18 protein-coding genes are annotated in these 16,994 nt (G+C 59.6%); 6 read left to right on the top strand and 12 right to left on the bottom strand.

The window, feature by feature from the left end; genetic code table 11:
* Positions 1–12: 12 nt before the first annotated feature.
* The 4 genes from DQN55_RS12980 to DQN55_RS12965 all read right to left on the bottom strand — a co-directional run bounded on the left by DQN55_RS12980 (position 13) and on the right by DQN55_RS12965 (position 2,689).
* The gene (locus DQN55_RS12980; RefSeq protein WP_048382088.1) at positions 13–699 is read right to left on the bottom strand and encodes an RES family NAD+ phosphorylase; all 687 of its coding nucleotides are present in this window, start codon (positions 697–699) and stop codon (positions 13–15) included.
* The gene (locus DQN55_RS12975; protein ID WP_048382089.1) at positions 699–1,100 is read right to left on the bottom strand and encodes an MbcA/ParS/Xre antitoxin family protein; all 402 of its coding nucleotides are present in this window, start codon (positions 1,098–1,100) and stop codon (positions 699–701) included. Before DQN55_RS12975 ends, DQN55_RS12980 begins: the two co-directional genes overlap by 1 nt.
* A 95-nt stretch (positions 1,101–1,195) precedes the next feature.
* Positions 1,196–2,308, bottom strand: coding sequence for a DUF1615 domain-containing protein (locus DQN55_RS12970; protein ID WP_126514211.1), 1,113 nt, complete (start codon positions 2,306–2,308; stop codon positions 1,196–1,198).
* A gap of 39 nt (positions 2,309–2,347) precedes the next feature.
* Entirely contained in the window at positions 2,348–2,689 is a 342-nt protein-coding gene (locus DQN55_RS12965; RefSeq protein ID WP_048382090.1) for an FKBP-type peptidyl-prolyl cis-trans isomerase, read from the bottom strand.
* Positions 2,690–2,904: 215 nt separating this feature from the next.
* Between DQN55_RS12965 and DQN55_RS12960 the strand changes: the two genes are divergently transcribed.
* The 3 genes from DQN55_RS12960 to DQN55_RS12950 are packed head-to-tail and all read left to right on the top strand — an operon-like array spanning position 2,905 to position 5,073.
* The gene (locus DQN55_RS12960; protein ID WP_048382247.1) at positions 2,905–3,195 is read left to right on the top strand and encodes a hypothetical protein; all 291 of its coding nucleotides are present in this window, start codon (positions 2,905–2,907) and stop codon (positions 3,193–3,195) included.
* Positions 3,192–4,742, top strand: a complete 1,551-nt coding sequence (locus DQN55_RS12955; protein WP_048382091.1) for a PepSY-associated TM helix domain-containing protein — start codon at positions 3,192–3,194, stop codon at positions 4,740–4,742. Before DQN55_RS12960 ends, DQN55_RS12955 begins: the two co-directional genes overlap by 4 nt.
* Entirely contained in the window at positions 4,732–5,073 is a 342-nt protein-coding gene (locus tag DQN55_RS12950) for a DUF3325 domain-containing protein (protein WP_048382092.1), read from the top strand. The genes DQN55_RS12955 and DQN55_RS12950 overlap by 11 nt, the downstream gene beginning before the upstream one ends.
* A gap of 12 nt (positions 5,074–5,085) precedes the next feature.
* Here DQN55_RS12950 and DQN55_RS12945 read toward each other — a convergent pair whose 3' ends face one another.
* From DQN55_RS12945 to DQN55_RS12925, 5 genes are all read right to left on the bottom strand, one after another.
* Complete coding sequence (locus DQN55_RS12945; protein ID WP_048382093.1) at positions 5,086–5,775, bottom strand: amino acid ABC transporter permease; 690 nt, start codon at positions 5,773–5,775, stop codon at positions 5,086–5,088.
* 3 nt (positions 5,776–5,778) lie between these two features.
* Positions 5,779–6,507 (bottom strand): amino acid ABC transporter permease, encoded by a 729-nt coding sequence (locus DQN55_RS12940; protein ID WP_048382094.1) that lies wholly within the window; start codon positions 6,505–6,507, stop codon positions 5,779–5,781.
* 74 nt (positions 6,508–6,581) lie between these two features.
* Positions 6,582–7,388: an ABC transporter substrate-binding protein gene (locus tag DQN55_RS12935; RefSeq protein ID WP_048382095.1), complete on the bottom strand. Its 807-nt coding sequence runs from the start codon at positions 7,386–7,388 to the stop codon at positions 6,582–6,584.
* Positions 7,389–7,525: 137 nt separating this feature from the next.
* The gene (locus DQN55_RS12930; RefSeq protein WP_048382096.1) at positions 7,526–8,914 is read right to left on the bottom strand and encodes a sensor histidine kinase; all 1,389 of its coding nucleotides are present in this window, start codon (positions 8,912–8,914) and stop codon (positions 7,526–7,528) included.
* Positions 8,892–9,575: a response regulator transcription factor gene (locus tag DQN55_RS12925; protein ID WP_048382097.1), complete on the bottom strand. Its 684-nt coding sequence runs from the start codon at positions 9,573–9,575 to the stop codon at positions 8,892–8,894. Before DQN55_RS12925 ends, DQN55_RS12930 begins: the two co-directional genes overlap by 23 nt.
* Before the next feature lie 171 nt (positions 9,576–9,746).
* On the opposite strand from DQN55_RS12925, the gene DQN55_RS22440 reads away from it, so the two are divergent.
* The 3 genes from DQN55_RS22440 (at position 9,747) to DQN55_RS12910 (ending at position 12,010) form a co-directional block, all read left to right on the top strand.
* Complete coding sequence (locus DQN55_RS22440; RefSeq protein ID WP_053070930.1) at positions 9,747–10,079, top strand: YdcA family protein; 333 nt, start codon at positions 9,747–9,749, stop codon at positions 10,077–10,079.
* Positions 10,080–10,202: 123 nt separating this feature from the next.
* Positions 10,203–10,949 (top strand): SDR family oxidoreductase, encoded by a 747-nt coding sequence (locus tag DQN55_RS12915; protein WP_048382098.1) that lies wholly within the window; start codon positions 10,203–10,205, stop codon positions 10,947–10,949.
* A 794-nt stretch (positions 10,950–11,743) separates the two neighbouring features.
* Entirely contained in the window at positions 11,744–12,010 is a 267-nt protein-coding gene (locus DQN55_RS12910; protein ID WP_048382099.1) for a FecR/PupR family sigma factor regulator, read from the top strand.
* Between the two features lie 3 nt (positions 12,011–12,013).
* On the opposite strand, the gene DQN55_RS12905 is transcribed toward DQN55_RS12910, so the two are convergent.
* The 3 genes from DQN55_RS12905 to DQN55_RS12895 form a co-directional block, all read right to left on the bottom strand.
* Positions 12,014–13,258: a D-mannose isomerase gene (locus DQN55_RS12905; RefSeq protein ID WP_048382100.1), complete on the bottom strand. Its 1,245-nt coding sequence runs from the start codon at positions 13,256–13,258 to the stop codon at positions 12,014–12,016.
* A gap of 93 nt (positions 13,259–13,351) precedes the next feature.
* Positions 13,352–14,215, bottom strand: a complete 864-nt coding sequence (locus DQN55_RS12900) for a LysR family transcriptional regulator (protein WP_048382101.1) — start codon at positions 14,213–14,215, stop codon at positions 13,352–13,354.
* 158 nt (positions 14,216–14,373) lie between these two features.
* A complete protein-coding gene (locus DQN55_RS12895) occupies positions 14,374–16,848 on the bottom strand; it encodes a TonB-dependent siderophore receptor (protein WP_048382102.1) in 2,475 nt (824 codons plus the stop codon).
* Between the last annotated feature and the right edge of the window lie 146 nt (positions 16,849–16,994).

Below are 16,994 nucleotides of genomic sequence, written 5' to 3'. Positions count from 1 at the left end.
GACTGAACGGGTTTACCCGGCGGGTTTGAAAGCCACTTCACTGACTTGCAGCACCCATGCGATGTCCTGCGCCTTTTCGTCCCAGACATACCGCAAGTGCGGCCCCTGCACAGGGATGGACAGCGCCGGTGGACGGAACGCTGCAACGCATTCATGACCACTCAGGCGCACACTGTTGTAGAGCAGGCCCCAGGCGCCTTGTTCCCGATGGGGACGGGCGAAGGCCTGGGACACCGCGTAACCGGCCGTTGATGGCTGATGCAGGCTGGCGTCGTCGCGCACATCGATCATGGGCTTGAGCACCTTGTTGATGTAAGTGCGCAGGGTGATCTCAATGCTGGCTTCCTGCGTGGCGCGCCAGAATTGCGCCTGATGAAAGCAGGTTTCGGCAATCGCAGCTTCAAGGCTGCTGGCACAGTAATAAACGCCATAACTGCCATCAGTAAAGCGGCTGGCTCGACCGATATGAGTGAAGGCGGCCATAACCGGTGTCGAGCCCTCGCCGGACAGGCGATCCTCGGGCCTGACCCGGTCCAGCAGGCCGGCCTGGTCGCGCAAGCGGTCGTTGGTCAGGCTCTCAAGGGCATAGGCGATCTCCAGATCTGCCGGATCTACGGTGTCCTCAAACACCGAGATTGGCGGAAATGCGCTGTTGATCAGGCGGTAGGCCTTGTTCCAGCCCGGCAACCGCGCCGGCATCAGCCGCGTACCCCATCCAGATAACGACGCACGTCAGCCAAGTCGACGACCCGCCCGGCGAGCATGTACGCCATGGCACTGCGCCCGTTGAACGGCGGGGCGGCATTGGCCTTGTGCACCCATTCATAGGCGCGCTCAGGCTGATTGCTGAACAGAATGCGCAATGCCTTGTGCACACCCATCAGGTACGAAATACGCTCCAGCGTGTCGTGGGGCAACCGTACATTGGGCAGCTTTTTGTATTTGAAATAGGTGGTGTTGCCGATCGATCCCAGCAGCGTGCACTGCTGCTCCTTGCTGCAACCCCAATGTTCCATCAGGTTGAAGAAAAAAGTCAGGGCCACGCGACCTGCATCACCACTGGTGATGTCGGCTTCGGCATGACGGGCAGGGAGACCCATGGCGCGCTCCTTGGATGAGGTTAAGTTCTACGATACTCCGCATGCGGATTATTTCAAGCACCCAGTTCGGATCTGAACTGGGTGCTACGTTTGTTTCAGGGCTTGGGCAGCGTCTTTGCCCGGCTCATGCACCGCTGTCGACGATCATCCACCCGCTTGGCAAACCACGCAGTGGTCAGGTTGCGGGTGATTTTCGGGCTTTGCAGGGTGATCCCCGGCAGCATGGCGCGGGGTAGGGGCTTGCCTTGCTGGCGCTCTGCCAGGGCATAGACCCGCTGATAGACATCAGTTTCGTTGAAGTCCAGGCTGTCGCTCTTTTCCAGCTGGCGGCGGATGGCGTTGTCGCTGAGATCCAGTTGCGTGCGCAGCGCCCGGACCGCGCGTTCGGTCGAGCCCAGTTTGTAAGAACCGGGAATGGTCAGGTCGCCATCCAGCGTCAACGGGATGCCGGAGGCCAGGCTCACAGCATTCTGGAAAGCGGCGTTGCGGCTGGCATACCAGCCTGCGTTGAAATCGGCAAACCGGTACAGCGATTGGGTGTAATCGACCGGATAACCCAGCAAATGGGCGCTGCCGAAATACAGGCCGCCGCGTCGGGTAAACACTTCCTGGCGGATCGAGTGGGCCACCGGGTACGGGTAGTCCCGCGCCTGTTTCTCGGCGAAGGCGATGCTGACCTGCATCGGGCCGCCGGTGTGCACCGGGTTCAGGCTGCCAAACAGGCTTTTACCCAAGGGCACCATGCCAATGAAGTCATCGAAGATCGCGCTCAATTGCCCTTCGGTACGGGCGGCATCCAGGCGTTGGTTGTAGGTTTTGCCCGTGGGCGAGGTGATGTCGAGTGCACTGCGCACGAGGAAGGCAGGGATGTGCAGTTGGCTGGCACGACGGTTGATCTCGGTGCGTGCGATTTTGGGCAGGCCCGGCACGGGTGGGTCAGCCTGGAAGGTCGATTCCTGTTCGGTCACGGCCAGCACGGAACACAGGTTCTCGTCACTGGCCGCGAGCCCTTGTGCGGAAAGCGCTGCATAGAGATCAGTGGCCCAGCCCTGGCGATCCGGGGTTTTGGCCGGCATTAACTGCACAATGCGGGTGCGGGCTTGCTCCGGCGTCAGGTTAGGCAGGGGCTGGGTGTTCTGGCTGCTACAGCCCGCCAGTACGATCAGCGGTAGCACTGATAAAAAATGCCGGGTCACTTGATTAAGCACCGTTCAACTCCCTTGAAAATACAATAGCCGGCCAAGACCTCAGTCATCGCGTGTCAGCACTTCCAGCAGTTCGATCTCAAACGTCAGGTTTGAATTCGGCGTGATATGCGCGCCCATGCTTCTTTCACCATAGGCCAGGTGTGCCGGGACCTGCAGTCTGCGCTTGCCGCCCACCAGCATGCCAATGACCCCCAGATCCCAGCCCTTGATCACGCGCCCGGTGCCAATCACGCACTGAAAAGGCTTGCCGCGCTCGAATGACGAGTCGAACACCGTGCCGTCTTCGAGCCAGCCGGTGTAGTGGGTGGTGATCAGCGCGCCTTTGACTGCGGCTTTGCCGTCGCCTGGTACGAGGTCGGTGATCTGCAGTTCGTGAGTCATGATGCAAGTCCGGATAAATGAAGTAGAACAACGATTTCGCGCGGAGTTTCTCTCAAGTTGTGACGGATTATGCAAACACTTTGATTTATTTTTCCCGCAGCAAGCCCGCAAACAGGCCTGCAGTCACGGCAGAGAATAACAATGAGTGTCATATAGCCTTTACTCTTAAATGAGAGTGTTTATCATCGGCGTCCTGGGAGTCGAGGATGGACATCATGAAACTCGTTACATCGGCCTGGGTGCAGATCCTGTCGCGCACACTGGCTGCAGTGATCGGCGGCTATGCCTTTACCTACGCGTTTACCGCAGCACTGGCGCGCCTGTTGCCGCTGGACGACGTCGACTCGGTGATTGTCGCCGGGTTGTTGTCCTTCGTGATCTACACCTTCGCCATCCTGTGGGCGTTTGCAGCACGTCATCAATGGTCGGCGTGGATGGGGGCGGCCCTGGCGCTGCCTTTGGCCGCCATTGGTTTTTGGCCTCAATTGCTGGAGCGCCTGGGATGAAACAGACCCTGACCCAATCGATGGCCTGGCTGCACACGTGGGGCGGCCTGATTGTCGGCTGGTTGTTGTTCATGATTTTTTTGACCGGCAGCCTGGCTGTGTTCGATCAGGAGATCGACAACTGGTTGCACCCCGAACTGCCCGCGCATCACCTCACCGATGAGCAGGCTGTGCAACGTGGACTGGCGTACCTGCAGGCTCACGAGCCGGACGCCGGGCAGTGGGGCATCAGCCTGCCCACTGCGCGCACGCCGGAGTTGCAGGCTTCGACCGGCGGGCGCCGCGATGGTGTTTCGGTAACTCTTGACCCCGGCACGGGGGAGGTATTGCCGGTGCGTGAAACGGCGGGCGGCCGATTCTTTTTCCTGTTCCACTTCACCTTGCACATGCCCGGCATGATCGGGATCTACCTGGTGGGGCTTATGGCGATGGGCATGCTTGCGGCACTGGTCAGCGGCATTGTGATTCACAAGAAGTTCTTCAAGGAGTTCTTCACTTTTCGTCCCGCCAAAGGCCAGCGCTCCTGGCTCGATGCGCACAATGCCAGCGCCGTGCTGCTGTTGCCGTTTCACCTGATGATCACTTACACCGGGCTGGCGATTTTTTTGGTGATCTACATGCCTGCAGCCATGGACGCGATATTCGACGGCAACCGCGAGGCCTTCTTCAAAGCCCAGGATGGCGCGCCGCCGGTGCTCGAGGCCAGGCGTTCGGTGACCACCGAGCCGGCACCTCTGGTCGCACTGGAGCCTCTGCTGGTCAAGGCGCGCGAGGTAATGGGCCCGCTGAGGGGCGTGAGCATCACCAATCCGGGCAAGGACAATGCCGAAATCCAGATCCGGGCGCTGCTGGGCAACCGGATTGCCTTGACCAAGGGCTCGGGCATGCGCTTTGACGGTGTGACGGGCGAGCAATTGTCCGGGCCTCGCGAGATGCGCAACAGCGTCCTCACGCACCAGGTCATTTCCGGCATGCACTTCGCTCAGTTCGGCGGGTATTCGATGCGCTGGGTCTACTTCATTTGCGGGCTGGTCAGCAGCGCCATGATCGCCAGCGGGCTGGTGCTGTTCACCGTCAAGCGGCGACGCAAATACGCCAGTGAAAGCCGGGTTGCACAGGCGCTGTATCGCGGCGTCGAAGCCATCAACATTGCGGTCATGGCCGGTCTGAGCCTGGCCTGCATCGGTTTGCTGTGGGGCAACCGCCTGCTGCCGGTCGACATGGCACAACGTGCGGATGCCGAATTGAATGTGTTTTTTGGTGCATGGGCGTTGAGCCTGCTGCATGCCGTACTCCGCCCGCACATGAAGGCTTGGCGCGAACAGTTGGGGCTGGCCGGCGTGATGTGCCTGGGCTTGCCGCTGCTCAGCCTGTTGACGGTGGATCAACCCTGGGCGCTGCCTGGACGTTTGTGCCTGGAGCTGGTGACGATGGGATTGGGGGGCTTGCTGTTATGGGCGGCGTGGAAGGTATCGCAACCCGCAGTTGCACGGGCGCCTCGTAAAAAGACCGCTGCACTGGCCGAGGTGAACGGACATGCTGGCTGATTATTTTCTCGCCTGGGCATTTGCCTACGTGGGCATGCTCGCGCTCTGCCAGGGGCTGGAGCGGCACTACAAACAGGTCTGGCACACAGCGCCGTCAACCCGCTTGCGCCGCCTGTTTCGCGCAACCGGCTGGATCAGCCTGGGGTTGAGCGGGTATTTCTGCGGGCAGGCCTGGGGGTGGGGCATGGGCGCCATCGGCTGGTTTGGCCTGATCTCGCTGAGCGGCTTCGCACTGCTGATGCTGCTGCCTTACCGGCCACGGCTGGCGGTCTGGTTGCCGTTAGGCTTTGTACCGGTGTGGGCTGTGGTGCAGGCGTTCCTTTCAGCCTGAAGGGCGCCGACATTACCGCTGTCCGGGCACGTTCCTGGACTTGACCCAGCGATTGGCGATCAGGTCCAGGCTGCTGCAAAACACGAAATACACCACCGCCACAAACAGGAAAATCTCGGTCGGGTGCACCATCACCCGATTGCTGACCTGTGTCGCGACAAACGACAGTTCACCGACGCCGATCACATAGGCCAGCGAGGTGTCCTTGATCAACGAGATCCATTGATTGAGGAAAGAGGGCAGCATCATGGGCAATGCTTGCGGCAGGATGATCAGCCGCAGTACCTGCCATGGGCTCAGCCCCAACGCCTTGCCTGCTGCCCATTGCCCGGGCGGCAAGCTGCTGATGCCGGCATGTACCGAGTGCGCCAGGTAGGCGCCGCCAATCAGCGACAGGGCACACACCACGGTGGCGAGGGCTGGCACATCGACCTTGAACACGATGGGCAGCAGGAAGTAGCTCCAGAAAATCAACATCACCACCGGGATGGCCCGCAAAAAGCCGAGCACGCCGAGCAACACCCAGCGACTCCAGCCGCGCAGCATCACCAGTGAGATGCCCAGCAGCAGCCCCAGCAACGCCGAAATCACCCCTGACAACACGCTCAGCACCAGGGTCAGCGCGGCGCCTCCCAGCGGGCCGTTGGGGTAAGCGCCGATCAGGAAATACGACAGATTGTCGCTAATGACCGAAAAGTCCATGGGTTACACCACGCCCTGGCGATACCACTTGCTGCGTGCAATCAATTGGCCGACCACTTCGATCAGGGCAATGCTCAGCACGTACAACAGGGTTGCAAAACCGAATGCCTGGAAGGTCTTGAAGGTTTGCGTCTCGACCTGACGCGAGGCGTAAGACAGTTCGGCCAAACCGATGGCCATGGTCAGCGAGGAGTTTTTCAGCGCGTTCATGTATTGCCCCAGGAGCGGCCCGAGTGCGGTGCGCAGGGCTTGCGGGAACACAATGTAGCGCCACACCTGAGCCGGCCTGAACCCCAACGCCAGACCGGCGGTTCGCTGCTCAATGCGTACAGAGCTGACCCCGGCGCGGAACTCTTCGCTGATAAACGCGCTGGTGTAGAGCGTCAGCCCCCAGAATCCGGCAATGAACTCAAACGATGGCCATTCTATCTCCAGCCGCCCCAGCGACAGGCTGCGGGGCTGGTTCAGCCACATCACCAAGCCTTCGGGCAGCATCGCGGTGACCGCGAAATACCAGAAAAACAGCTGCACCAGCAGCGGAGTATTGCGGAACACGGCCAGATAGGCGCGTGCCGGCCATGACCAGAGACGGGTTGAAGAGATGCGCGCCAGGCACAACAAAAAACCGAGCCCGGTGGCCACCAGGCAGGTCAGGAGCGAGAGGATCAGGGTCAGGACAAAACCATCGAGCAGCCAGTGCAGGTAGAGCGGGCCAAGCAGTTCACCGAACATAAAACAGCGTCCATCCAGAAACGAACAAACCCGTCCGGTTAACCGGAACGGGCTTCAAGGTGCGGTGCGGGTGATCAGCTCTTGTCGCCAATCTTGTACAGGCGAGTCAGCGGGGTCTTGGTGGCTGGACCGAACCAGGTGTCATAAATGGCTTGTGCCTGACCTTTGCTTTCCAGTTCGGCGAGGGTCTGGTTAACCACTTCCGTCAGCGCGGTTTCACCTTTTGGAATACCCACGCCAATCAGGTCGTTGGAGATGGTGAACGGTGGCACTTCGTATTTGTCCTTGTCCGGCACGTTGGCCAGCAGACCAATCAGTTTTGGGCCGTCCTGGGTGATGGCCTGGACATTGCCGTTGCGCAGGGCGGTGAAGGCAAAAGGCGTGTCATCGTAGGCCACCACTTTGGCACCCGGGTATTTGGCGCGCAGGACACCTTCGTTCACCGTGCCTTTGTCGACGCCAACGCGCCATTTGTTCAGCTCTTCAGGGTTGTTCAAGGTGCCTTTCTTGACGATGAACTGCTGACCGGATGCGAAGTACGGGATGCTGAAGTTCACCTGCTCGGCCCGCTCCGGGGTGATGGTGAAGTTGGCCAGTACCAGATCCACCTTGTTGGCCACCAGCAGCGGTACGCGGTTGGCCGGATTGGTCGGTTGCAACTGCAGTTTTACCCCCAGCTTGTCGGCAATGGCCTTGGCGTAATCCACGTCCAGGCCCTCGATTTGCTTGCTGTTGGCATCTACAAAACCAAACGGCGGGTTGCTGTCAAACGCGGCCACGCGCAGCACACCGGATTTTTTGATGTCATCCAGACGATCGGCGTGGGCCAGGCCGGACAAAACGGCCAGGGTCAGAGCGGTGAGGGCAGTGATTTTTTTCATTTCGTTCTCATCATGAGTTGGAAGCGGTATGACGAGAGTCTTGCAGGTAAATTAACTTTTAAAAAAGAATATAAAACGATTTATATATTTCCTTTTAGAATAAAAATTGGCGGCATAATCCGTGCTGCGAACAGGGTTCAATTGACCTTGATCAGGCGTTGCCGGCAATGCAATGTCAGCCAGGCCCCTGAAGTCTCCCGGTTGCGTACATCCAGCGTAAAACCATGCAGATTGACGATGGCCGCGACGATGGACAGGCCCAGTCCGAAACCTCCGTGTTGGTCATCACAGCGATAAAAGCGCTGAAACACCGCCTCGCGTTCGGCTTCAGGAATACCGGGGCCGGTATCGAGCACTTCAATGCACGGGCTGGTGCACTCGCTGGCTGCACGCAGAATGACCTCACCACCGGGCGGGGTGAACTTGATCGAGTTACTGAGCAGATTGGCCAGCGCCTCAAACAACAAGGCCCGGTCGCCGTTGAGGCTGGGCAAGGTATTTGGTACGTCCAGCGTTAGCGTGACCTGGCCTTCCTCTGCCAGAGGCAGGTAAAAATCGTACAGTTCTTGAAGCAGCGGTAGCGGATCGAGTTGAAGGAAACCTGAGCGTCGTTGCTGGTCTTCGAGTTCAGAGATCCGTAACAGGCCGCGAAAGCGTGCCATCAAGGTGTCGGTTTCGCCGATGACCTGATCCAGCTGCAGCGCTTCGGGAGAGCCTTCGCCCGCTTGCTGCTGAATCCGGTACAGCTGAGCGCGCAAGCGGGTGAGCGGGGTGCGCAGGTCATGGGCGATGTTGTCGCATACACCTTTGACCTCGTGCATCAGCCGTTCGATACGGTCGAGCATGGCATTCACGATGGCGGCCAGCATGTCCAGCTCGTCACGTCGATTGGACAGCGGCAAGCGGTACGTCAGATCCCCTGCGACGATGGCTTCGGCACTGGCCTGGATCGCTCGAATGCGCTGGAGCGGGCGCCGGCGCAGCAAGTGCCAGCCTGCAATGCCGGGGATGATGGTCAGTGACAGCCCCCAGAACAAGGCATGCAAAATAATCCGTGTTACGGCAAACAGCGAACCGTTATCGCGTACAAGGATCAGCCAGCGACCATCGCCGGTACGCGTGGCCACCGCATCGCAGCTGTCTTGCGGCAGATTTGGATCGTCGGCAGTGATGCAGGTGCTCAGTTCGTGGATTTTGCCATCCAGTGGCAGGTCGTCGGGAATGGCCTGAATCGGCCCGCTCAGCGGTTTTAGTTGTGCATCGAACAGGCCGTAGGCATCTACGGTCCGCAAGTCAAAGGTCATGCTGGTGGCGAGCGCTTCGTCCAGCTGGGCGCCTTCGAAGCGTGCAAACAAGTGCTGGCGTTGCATGAGCGAGTGCTTGGCCAAATCAGCCAGATAAACCGATACCTCGTGGTACAGCACCCCCATCAGGATGCAGCTCCAGGCCACGAACAGAAAACTGTACAGCGCCAGCAACCGGCTGCTGGAAGAACGCCAGCCCTTAGAGGGGTTCAGCAATGACATAACCCGAGCCTCGAACGGTGCGAATCAGGGGAACCTGGCCCGGAGGATCGATTTTTTTGCGCAGGCGGCCAATGTGCACATCGATCAGATTCGTGCCCGGATCGAAGTGATAACCCCAGACTTCTTCGAAAATCATCATGCGCGAGAGGATCTGCCCGGTGTTGCGCATCAGAAATTCCAGCAATTTGTATTCGGTGGGCAACAGGCTCAATTGCTGTTCGGCGCGGCTAGCCTCGCGGCTGATCAGGTTAAGCTCGAGATCGGCCACGCGCAGCGAGGTTTCGTGCTTGTCAGTCGGGCTCTTACGGCGCAGCAAGACTTCGACCCGAGCAGCCATTTCGTCACTGGCGAAAGGCTTGGTCAGGTAATCATCCCCACCAGCCCGCAGGCCCCGTACGCGCTCATCGACATCGGACAGCGCGCTGATCATCAGAATCGGCGTGCTGACACCGATGGTGCGCAAGGTGGTGACAATCGCCAGCCCGTCCAGCTCGGGGAGCATGCGATCCAGGGTAATCAGGTCGTAATCGCCACTGACCGCGCGCACCAGACCTTCGCGGCCATTGGCAACCCAGTCTACTTCCAGGCCATGGCTACTCAACTCAGCCACAATCTCTTGCGCTGTTACGGCATCGTCTTCGATGGTCAAAATGCGGGTCATACCGTCACCTGATAAGCCTTCTCAGCAGTGAGCACATTTTGCTACGAAAAAGCTGAAACGTTTCTTAATAATGTTTCATGTTCAGCTTGGCGTCAGGAAAAAGTCATGGGTGGGGATCGAGCTGATAGCATGAGGCCACTACTTGAGGCTCACGTAATGAATCAGACAGCCATGATTATGGGCTTGAAGTCCCTGGTGTTGATTTGCGCAATGCTGTTCGGCGTCGTGTCGATGGCCGCCAATCAGCCGTGTTCGGGGAGAAAAGGCGGGATAGCGGGCTGCGATGGCGAGACGTTTGTGTGCAATGACGGGTCGATCAGTGCTTCCCGGAAAAGCTGCAGCAGGGTTATGGGGACACGCAATTCGCCCTCTGCGACGCAACGCCAGCCACTGTTGAACGCAGATCAGGACTGTTCGTGCGGCAGCGGTGGTTATTGCACGGGGCCGCGGGGCGGGGTGTATTGCCTCACGCCAAGTGGAAAGAAGAGCTACAAACGCAAATAAGCGTTCTGTCCTTTTCTGCTCTGAAACGGCCTGGGTCACGCCTTGACATAGGCCTGACAAAGCCGACCCTTCGCGGTTATTCTGGGCGTCAGTCTTACACCGATGAATGGGGAACGCGGATTTATGGATAAAGTGATCGTGATCACCGGTGGCAGCCGAGGGATCGGTGCAGCCACTGCCGTGCTGGCGGCGCGGCAGGGTTATCGTATTTGTATCAACTACCTGGCGGATGATGCGGCTGCCCATGAAGTGCTGGAGCAGGTGCGTGCATTGGGTGCTCAGGCGATCACCGTGCAAGCCGATGTCAGCGACGAAGATGAAGTCAACAGCCTGTTTGCCCGGGTTGACCTGGAGTTGGGGCCGGTGACGGCGCTGGTCAACAATGCCGGGACGGTGGGGCACAAGTCGCGCCTGGACGAGATGTCCGAGCTGCGCATCATGCATACCCTCAAAACCAATGTGCTGGGCCCGATCCTGTGCGCCAAGCATGCGGTATTGCGCATGTCGCCCCGATACGGTGGCCAGGGCGGCAATATTGTCAACGTGTCTTCGGTGGCGGCCCGCTTGGGTTCGCCTGGCGAATACGTTGATTACGCGGCCTCCAAGGGGGCGCTGGATACCTTCACCCTGGGGTTGTCCAAGGAGCTGGCAGGCGAAGGGATTCGGGTCAACGCGGTGCGGCCGGGTTATATCTTCACCGATTTCCATGCTTTGAGCGGTGATCCCGGGCGGGTCAGCAAACTTGAGTCGAACATCCCCATGGGCCGTGGCGGTCGTCCCGAAGAAGTTGCCGAAGCCATTGTCTGGCTCCTCTCCGACAAGGCCTCGTACGCCACCGGCACCTTTATCGACCTGGGCGGCGGTCGCTAAAACGCATGGGCTTTTTCACCGCAGCCCCCATCGCAGCCTTCGGCAGCGACTACAGAAGACCCTCAACTCTGTAGCCGTTGACGAGTGGAACGAGGCTACGTCGTTCTACGACTGCTGCGCAGCCGGACGCGGCCTCGCTCGGCTCGACCGCTGCTACGAATGGCTTTTTCGCCGCAGCCCCATCGCAGCCTTCGGCAGCGGCTACAAGATGCCCTCAACTCCGTAGCCGTTGACGAGTGGAACGAGGCTACGTCGCTCTACGACTGCTGCGCAGCCGGACGCGGCCTCGCTCGGCTCGACCGCTACTACGGATGGCTTTTTCGCCGCAGCCCCATCGCAGCCTTCGTCAACGACTACAGAAGACCCTCAACTCCGTAGCCGTTGACGAGTGGAACGAGGCTACGTCGTTCTACGACTGCTGCGCAGCCGGACGCGGCCTCGCTCGGCTCGACCGTTGCTATGAATGGCATTTTCGCTGCAGCCCCATCGCAGCCTTCGGCAGCGACTACAAGATGCCCTCAAATCCGTAGCCGTTGACGAGTGGAACGAGGCTACGTCGTTCTACGACTGCTGCGCAGCCGGACGCGGCCTCGCTCGGCTCGACCGCTGCTACGAATGGCATTTTCGCTGCAGCCCCCATCGCAGCCTTCGTCAACGACTACAGAAGACCCTCAACTCCGTAGCAGTTGACGAGTGGAACGAGGCTACGTTCAAGCTGGTAGCAGATCGCGATTGCAATTTTCGCTGCGTTGTCGATAATGCGACTTATTGTCATTTAAGTCTGGTTATCTATCGTGTCCAAGCCTACTCGTGTCGATGACGTTACCCGGGCAGCGGTTCGCTGGTTGCTGCGGCTGGAGTCAGGTCATGCCTGCGCGTCGGAGCGTCAGGTATTCAAGGCGTGGCTGGCAGAAAGCCCGAACCACCTGGCGGCCTGGAGGCAGGTGGCCGCAAGGGGGAACGAGGTACAGCGCGCCAGCAGCGTGCAATGGCTCAGAAGAACCCTCCCCATCGGCCTTGCGGCAGTGTTGCTGGGTCTGGCGCTGTGTTTCGCCACTTAAAGGCTAACGCCGCAGTTTAAGTGCGCTGGCCAGGCTGATCGCCAGCGGCAGGCGCGGTAACAGCGTGGCCTGGTAGGCATGGTAAAGATCAGGCTTGCCGGGCCAGATGGTTTCAGACGGCAGATTGTCCGGGCCCAGTTCATGGTGCCAACTGCCATCACGGCGATCGATCATGTGCAGGTCGATGTAATCCCAGAACCGTTGATACCAGTCTTCATAACCCAGCTCGCCGGTACGTTGCACCAGCGCGGCGGCGGCTGCTGCGGCTTCGGCCAGGGTCCAGTGCAGGCGCTCGCGCACCACCGGCCGGTTGTCCCAGTCCAGGGTGTAGACAATCCCGGTATTGCCATCGACATTCCAGCCATAGGTGCACGCGCTGTGGAACAGGTGCCGGGCATCCTCCAGCAGCCAGTCGGGGCAGGGCAGTCCCCGTTGCTTGCGTGCAGCTTCAAGGTGCAAGAGCAGGCGCGCCCATTCAAAGGCATGCCCCGGTGTTTTGCCGAAAGGGCGAAAACCATCGGCCGGGTTGTCTCGGTTGTAGTCGGGCAGGGGTTGCCACAGGGCATCGAAATGCTCAACCGGCAGGTAATCGGATTGAGCCGCCTGCTGGTGGATCACACGCTCGGCGATCCGCAGGGCACGATCGAGCCACAGGTCTTCGTCCAGCACGTCGGCCAGCGACAGAAAGGCTTCGGTGCCGTGCATGTTGCTGTTGGCTCCGCGATACGCTTCGCAGTCACTCCAGTCGTTGGCAAAAGACTCCAGCAAGGCGCCTTCCTCCTCTGACCAGAAATGCGCTTCGAGCACTTCTACCGCATCACCCAGCAAGTTTGCCGAGCCGCCACGCCCGGCCACGGCCGCCGAGCCGGCTGCCAGGGCCACAAACGCATGCAGATACGCGGCTTTGCGGGTGTTGCCGTCTTGAGCCCGGGGAGCGGCGAACCAGCCGCCATGTTCGGCATCGCGCAATGGCCCGTCGAGCGCCGCCAGCCCGTGATCGATCAGCGGCGCGCAGCCTGGCAGCCCCTGGATATGGGCGAGGGCGAAGCTGTGAACCATGCGCGCGGTGGTCACGGTATCTGCAGGGGCGTCATTTGGACGTTGGCCGAATCGGTCCAGGCTGGCAAAACCGTCAGGCACGCGGGAGGCCTTGGCGAAGTCCAGTAGCGCCTGGCCCTGGTCCTGCAGCCATTGTTGATGGGATACGGAGCTTAGCCAGCTGTCGCGGGCATGGGGGAGATCGGTCATGGGCCACCTGTGCGGTTGAACAGCCTTGTTGATCCAGCGTTCGCAGCCTAAGGGATTGGCTGCAAAGTGAAAAGCTGAAAGCTTTAATCCCGCTTAAATCTCCGGTCCCCAGCGCTGCGACCAGTCGCCGTCTTCCTTGACCATTTCCCGCAGCAGCTCAATGGCCTGTTGCAAGGCGGCGCTGTCGCGTTCGCGGGAGTACACCAGATAGGTCGGATAGCTGAACTCCGGGGCCTTGGGTACGCGTTCGAGCACGCCGCTGTCCAGGTAGCTCTTGACCACGCGTGTACGGAAATAGCCACTGCCGCCGTTTTCCAGAATGTAGTGCAGGGCTACCGGTCCCAGATTGAAACTGATGGCCGCCCGTGACTTGTCGGGCAGGGCCGCGTCGTGCCGCAGACGAAAGTCTTCACCCCAGTCCACATACACATAAGGCTCGGGCAGAGCAGGTCGGCGAATCTGGATCAGTTTTTCTTCGAGCAACTGCTCGACCTGCACCCCGGGCCAATAGGTCGGCTGGTACACCAGCGCGGCGTCCAGCAGGCCCATTTCAACCTGTCGCAGCAACTGCTCGCCGTCACGGATCTGCACTCGCAAGGCGTGGGTGGCGAGGTGTTGACGCAAAGCTTTGGCCCAGCTCAGGATCAGTGGATTGCACAGGCTGACTTCACCGCCGATATGCAACATCTGGTGCATTCCTTCGGGGCGGGGAAGATCACGTCGCGCGGCTTCCCAGGTGTGCAACAGTTGATTGGCATACACCACGAAGGCTTCACCGTCGGAAGTCAGGCGGGCGCCGGCCCGGTTACGCACAAACAGTGTTACGCCGAGCAAGGCTTCGAGTTTTTGCACCCGCGCGGTTACGGCCGTCTGGGTGACATGGAGTTTCTCTGCGGCGCCCGCGAGGCTGCCGTAGCGAACGATTTCGAGGAAGGTACGGGCCAGGTCGAGGTCCATGATCGCGCCAGTGTGCAAGGGGCCATCAGTGTAAGGGCTGGAGGACGGCGCGGCACGTATTGACCCGCTAATAAGTTGCGCAGCGCGAGTGCTTGAGGGCCCAAACGCCAAAGCCCGGGGCAAATGACCCGGGGCTTTGGCTGGAAGCGGACGAACGCTTAGAAGGTGTATTTGGTGGTGAGCATCAAGCTGCGTGGCTCGCCGTAGTAGGTGGTGTTGAAGTTGCCCAGGCCGGACAGGTACTTCTTGTCGAAGACGTTGTTGGCATTGAGGTTGAAGGCCAGATGTTCGTTGTACTCGTAGCGGGTCATCAGGTTAACCAGCGCATAGCTGTGCTGTTCGATGATGTCGTAGTCGCCTTTCGCATCGTTGTAGATCTTGCCGTAGAACGGGCTCTGCCAGTTCACGCCACCGCCGACGGTGACTTTGTTCAGCATGCCCGGCAGGCGATAGGTGGTGAACACCCGCGCCACGTTTTCCGGCTTGGTGGTTTCCAGCGGGTAGCCATACAGACGATCGCCATCAGCGGTTTTGGTCTGGGCATAGGTGTAGCCGGCCATGACGTTCCAGTCCGGCAGCAGCTCACCGGCCAGTTCAAATTCGACGCCCTTGGTGGTGGCACCGTCAATGCTCTCGTAGATGCCTTCGTTGGTGTTGACGTTGGTGCCGATCTGCACTGGCAGTTTTTTCTGATCGGTACGGAACACCGCCGCGCTGGCATTCAGGCGGCCGTCGAAGTACGCCGCCTTCAAGCCGATTTCGTAGCTGTTGCCTTCAGTGGGGGCGAGGGTGGTGCCGGAAGCGCTTTTTTCGGTGACCGGTTTGTAGATCGAGGTGTAGCTGCTGTAGAGCGAGTAGGTGTCGTTCAGGTCGTACACCACACCGGCGTAAGGCGTCACTCGGCCGTGTTGCTTGGAGCTGGTGCGGTTGTCCTGGAAGGTAGAGGTTTGTACGTAATAGCTGTAAGTGTTGTCGTACTTGAAGTCGCTCAGACGGCTGCCCAGGATCAGCGACAAGTCGTCAGTAGGCTTGAAGCGGGCCGCAAGGTAGGCGCTGTTCTGCCGTTCGTTGGTTTCATACTTGCCGTTTTTCGGGAAGTCCGGCTGCGGGTAGTGGCCGGTCCAGTCAAAGATGCTGCCAGGTACCAGGCCGAATTGGGAGCCGTCAAAGGTTGCCCCGGTTTGTCTGGAGGCTTGCGAGGTGTAACCCACCACCAGTTCATGTTCACGGCCAAACAGGCTGAACGGGCCGCTGGCATTGATATCGGCGGTGTTCTGTACGCGATGGCCTTCCCACTTGCCCCAGTAGAAGAACATGCCTTCACCGGTCACCGGATCAGGTCGTCCGCCGCTGGCCGAGCCCAGTTGGGTGTCATGGTCATTGGTCTGCTGGGTCAGGGTGCCTTTGACTTTCCAGTCGTTGGCAAAGCGGTGCTCAAGGGAGGCGAAAACGGTTTGGGCTTTTACGTCACGGCGGCTCCAGTCGGTGGACGGGTTGAACGAGCGGCTGAAGTCCGTTTTGCTGTAGTCGGAAAAATAATACGGATTGCCGGTCCAGGATGAGCCGCGCGGCTTGATGTTCTGGTAGTCCATGCCGAAGGTGAACAGTGTGTCGGGGGTGATGTCGGCTTCAACAATGCCGTAGAACACCTCGTTCTTTTTCGAGTAGTGGTCGAGGTACGAATCGGCATCCTGATAGGCTGCCACCAGTCGCCCGCGCACGCTGCCATCGTCATTCAACGAACCGGAAATATCGCCTTCGGTACGGTAGTTGTCCCATGAACCGACGCTGCCGGTGATCGAAGCCTTGAACTCGCGGGTCGGTTTTTTGCGGATCAGGTTGACGGTGGCAGAAGGGTCGCCGGAGCCGGACAGCAGGCCGGTCGCGCCCTTGACGATATCGACGCGGTCATACAACGCCATGTCGACCTTGGTCGCGCCTTCATCGAACACGCCGTCATACAAGGAGTTGACACCGTCGTACTGGAAATTGGTGATGGCATAGCCGCGCGCCGAGAACTCCATGCGGTCGCTGTCGTAGGCCTGCGTGGAAATCCCCGGCGCATTGCGCAACACATCGCTGATGCTCTGCGCACCTTGATCGTCCATGTTCTGGCGGGTGATCACGGTCACGGTCTGCGGTGTTTCGCGGATCGACAGCGGCAGTTTGGTCGAGCTGTTGCTGGCACCGGTGGTGTATGAACCGGTGTCTTCAGTGGTCAGCGCTGTTCCAAGCCCTTGTCCGGAAATGGTTGTGGCACCCAGCTCCAGACCATTGCCTTGCCTGGCCTCGAGAGTCACCGTGTCACCATTGAGCTGGTAGGAGATGCCGCTGCCTTGCAGCAGGGTTTCCAGGGCCTTGACCGGCTCCAGCGAACCCGACACCGAGCGCGAGTTGATACCCTGAACCTGATCCGGGCTGTACAGAATTTGCAGATTGGCCTGTTTACCCAGTTCATGCAGGGCGCTGCTCAACGATTGCGCCGGAATATTCACGTTCACCGCAGCCGCCTGGGCAATGGATGATCCCAGCAATACAGACGCCATCAGGGCACTGGACAACAGAGTACGGCGCAGGCGCTGAGGCTGCGTGGCGATCGAAAGGGGGGTCCGGCTCAAGTGTGGTCGTTGCATTGCGTGCCTAGGCTCCAGGAAAGGAAAATTCTTTTTTGTTAATGGGAATAGTTATTAGACGCAGCACGATTGATAAACCGGAAACAGTTCCGCGAATACTTGATTTTTTTTGCAAGACGCCCCGAAACCCCGGTGGCAATGAGCAT

Origin of the sequence: Pseudomonas taetrolens (genome assembly GCF_900475285.1) — a bacterium.
Classification (GTDB): domain Bacteria; phylum Pseudomonadota; class Gammaproteobacteria; order Pseudomonadales; family Pseudomonadaceae; genus Aquipseudomonas; species Aquipseudomonas taetrolens.
Note: the sequence above shows the minus strand (reverse complement) of the source record. Positions and strands in the feature narration are given on the sequence as shown.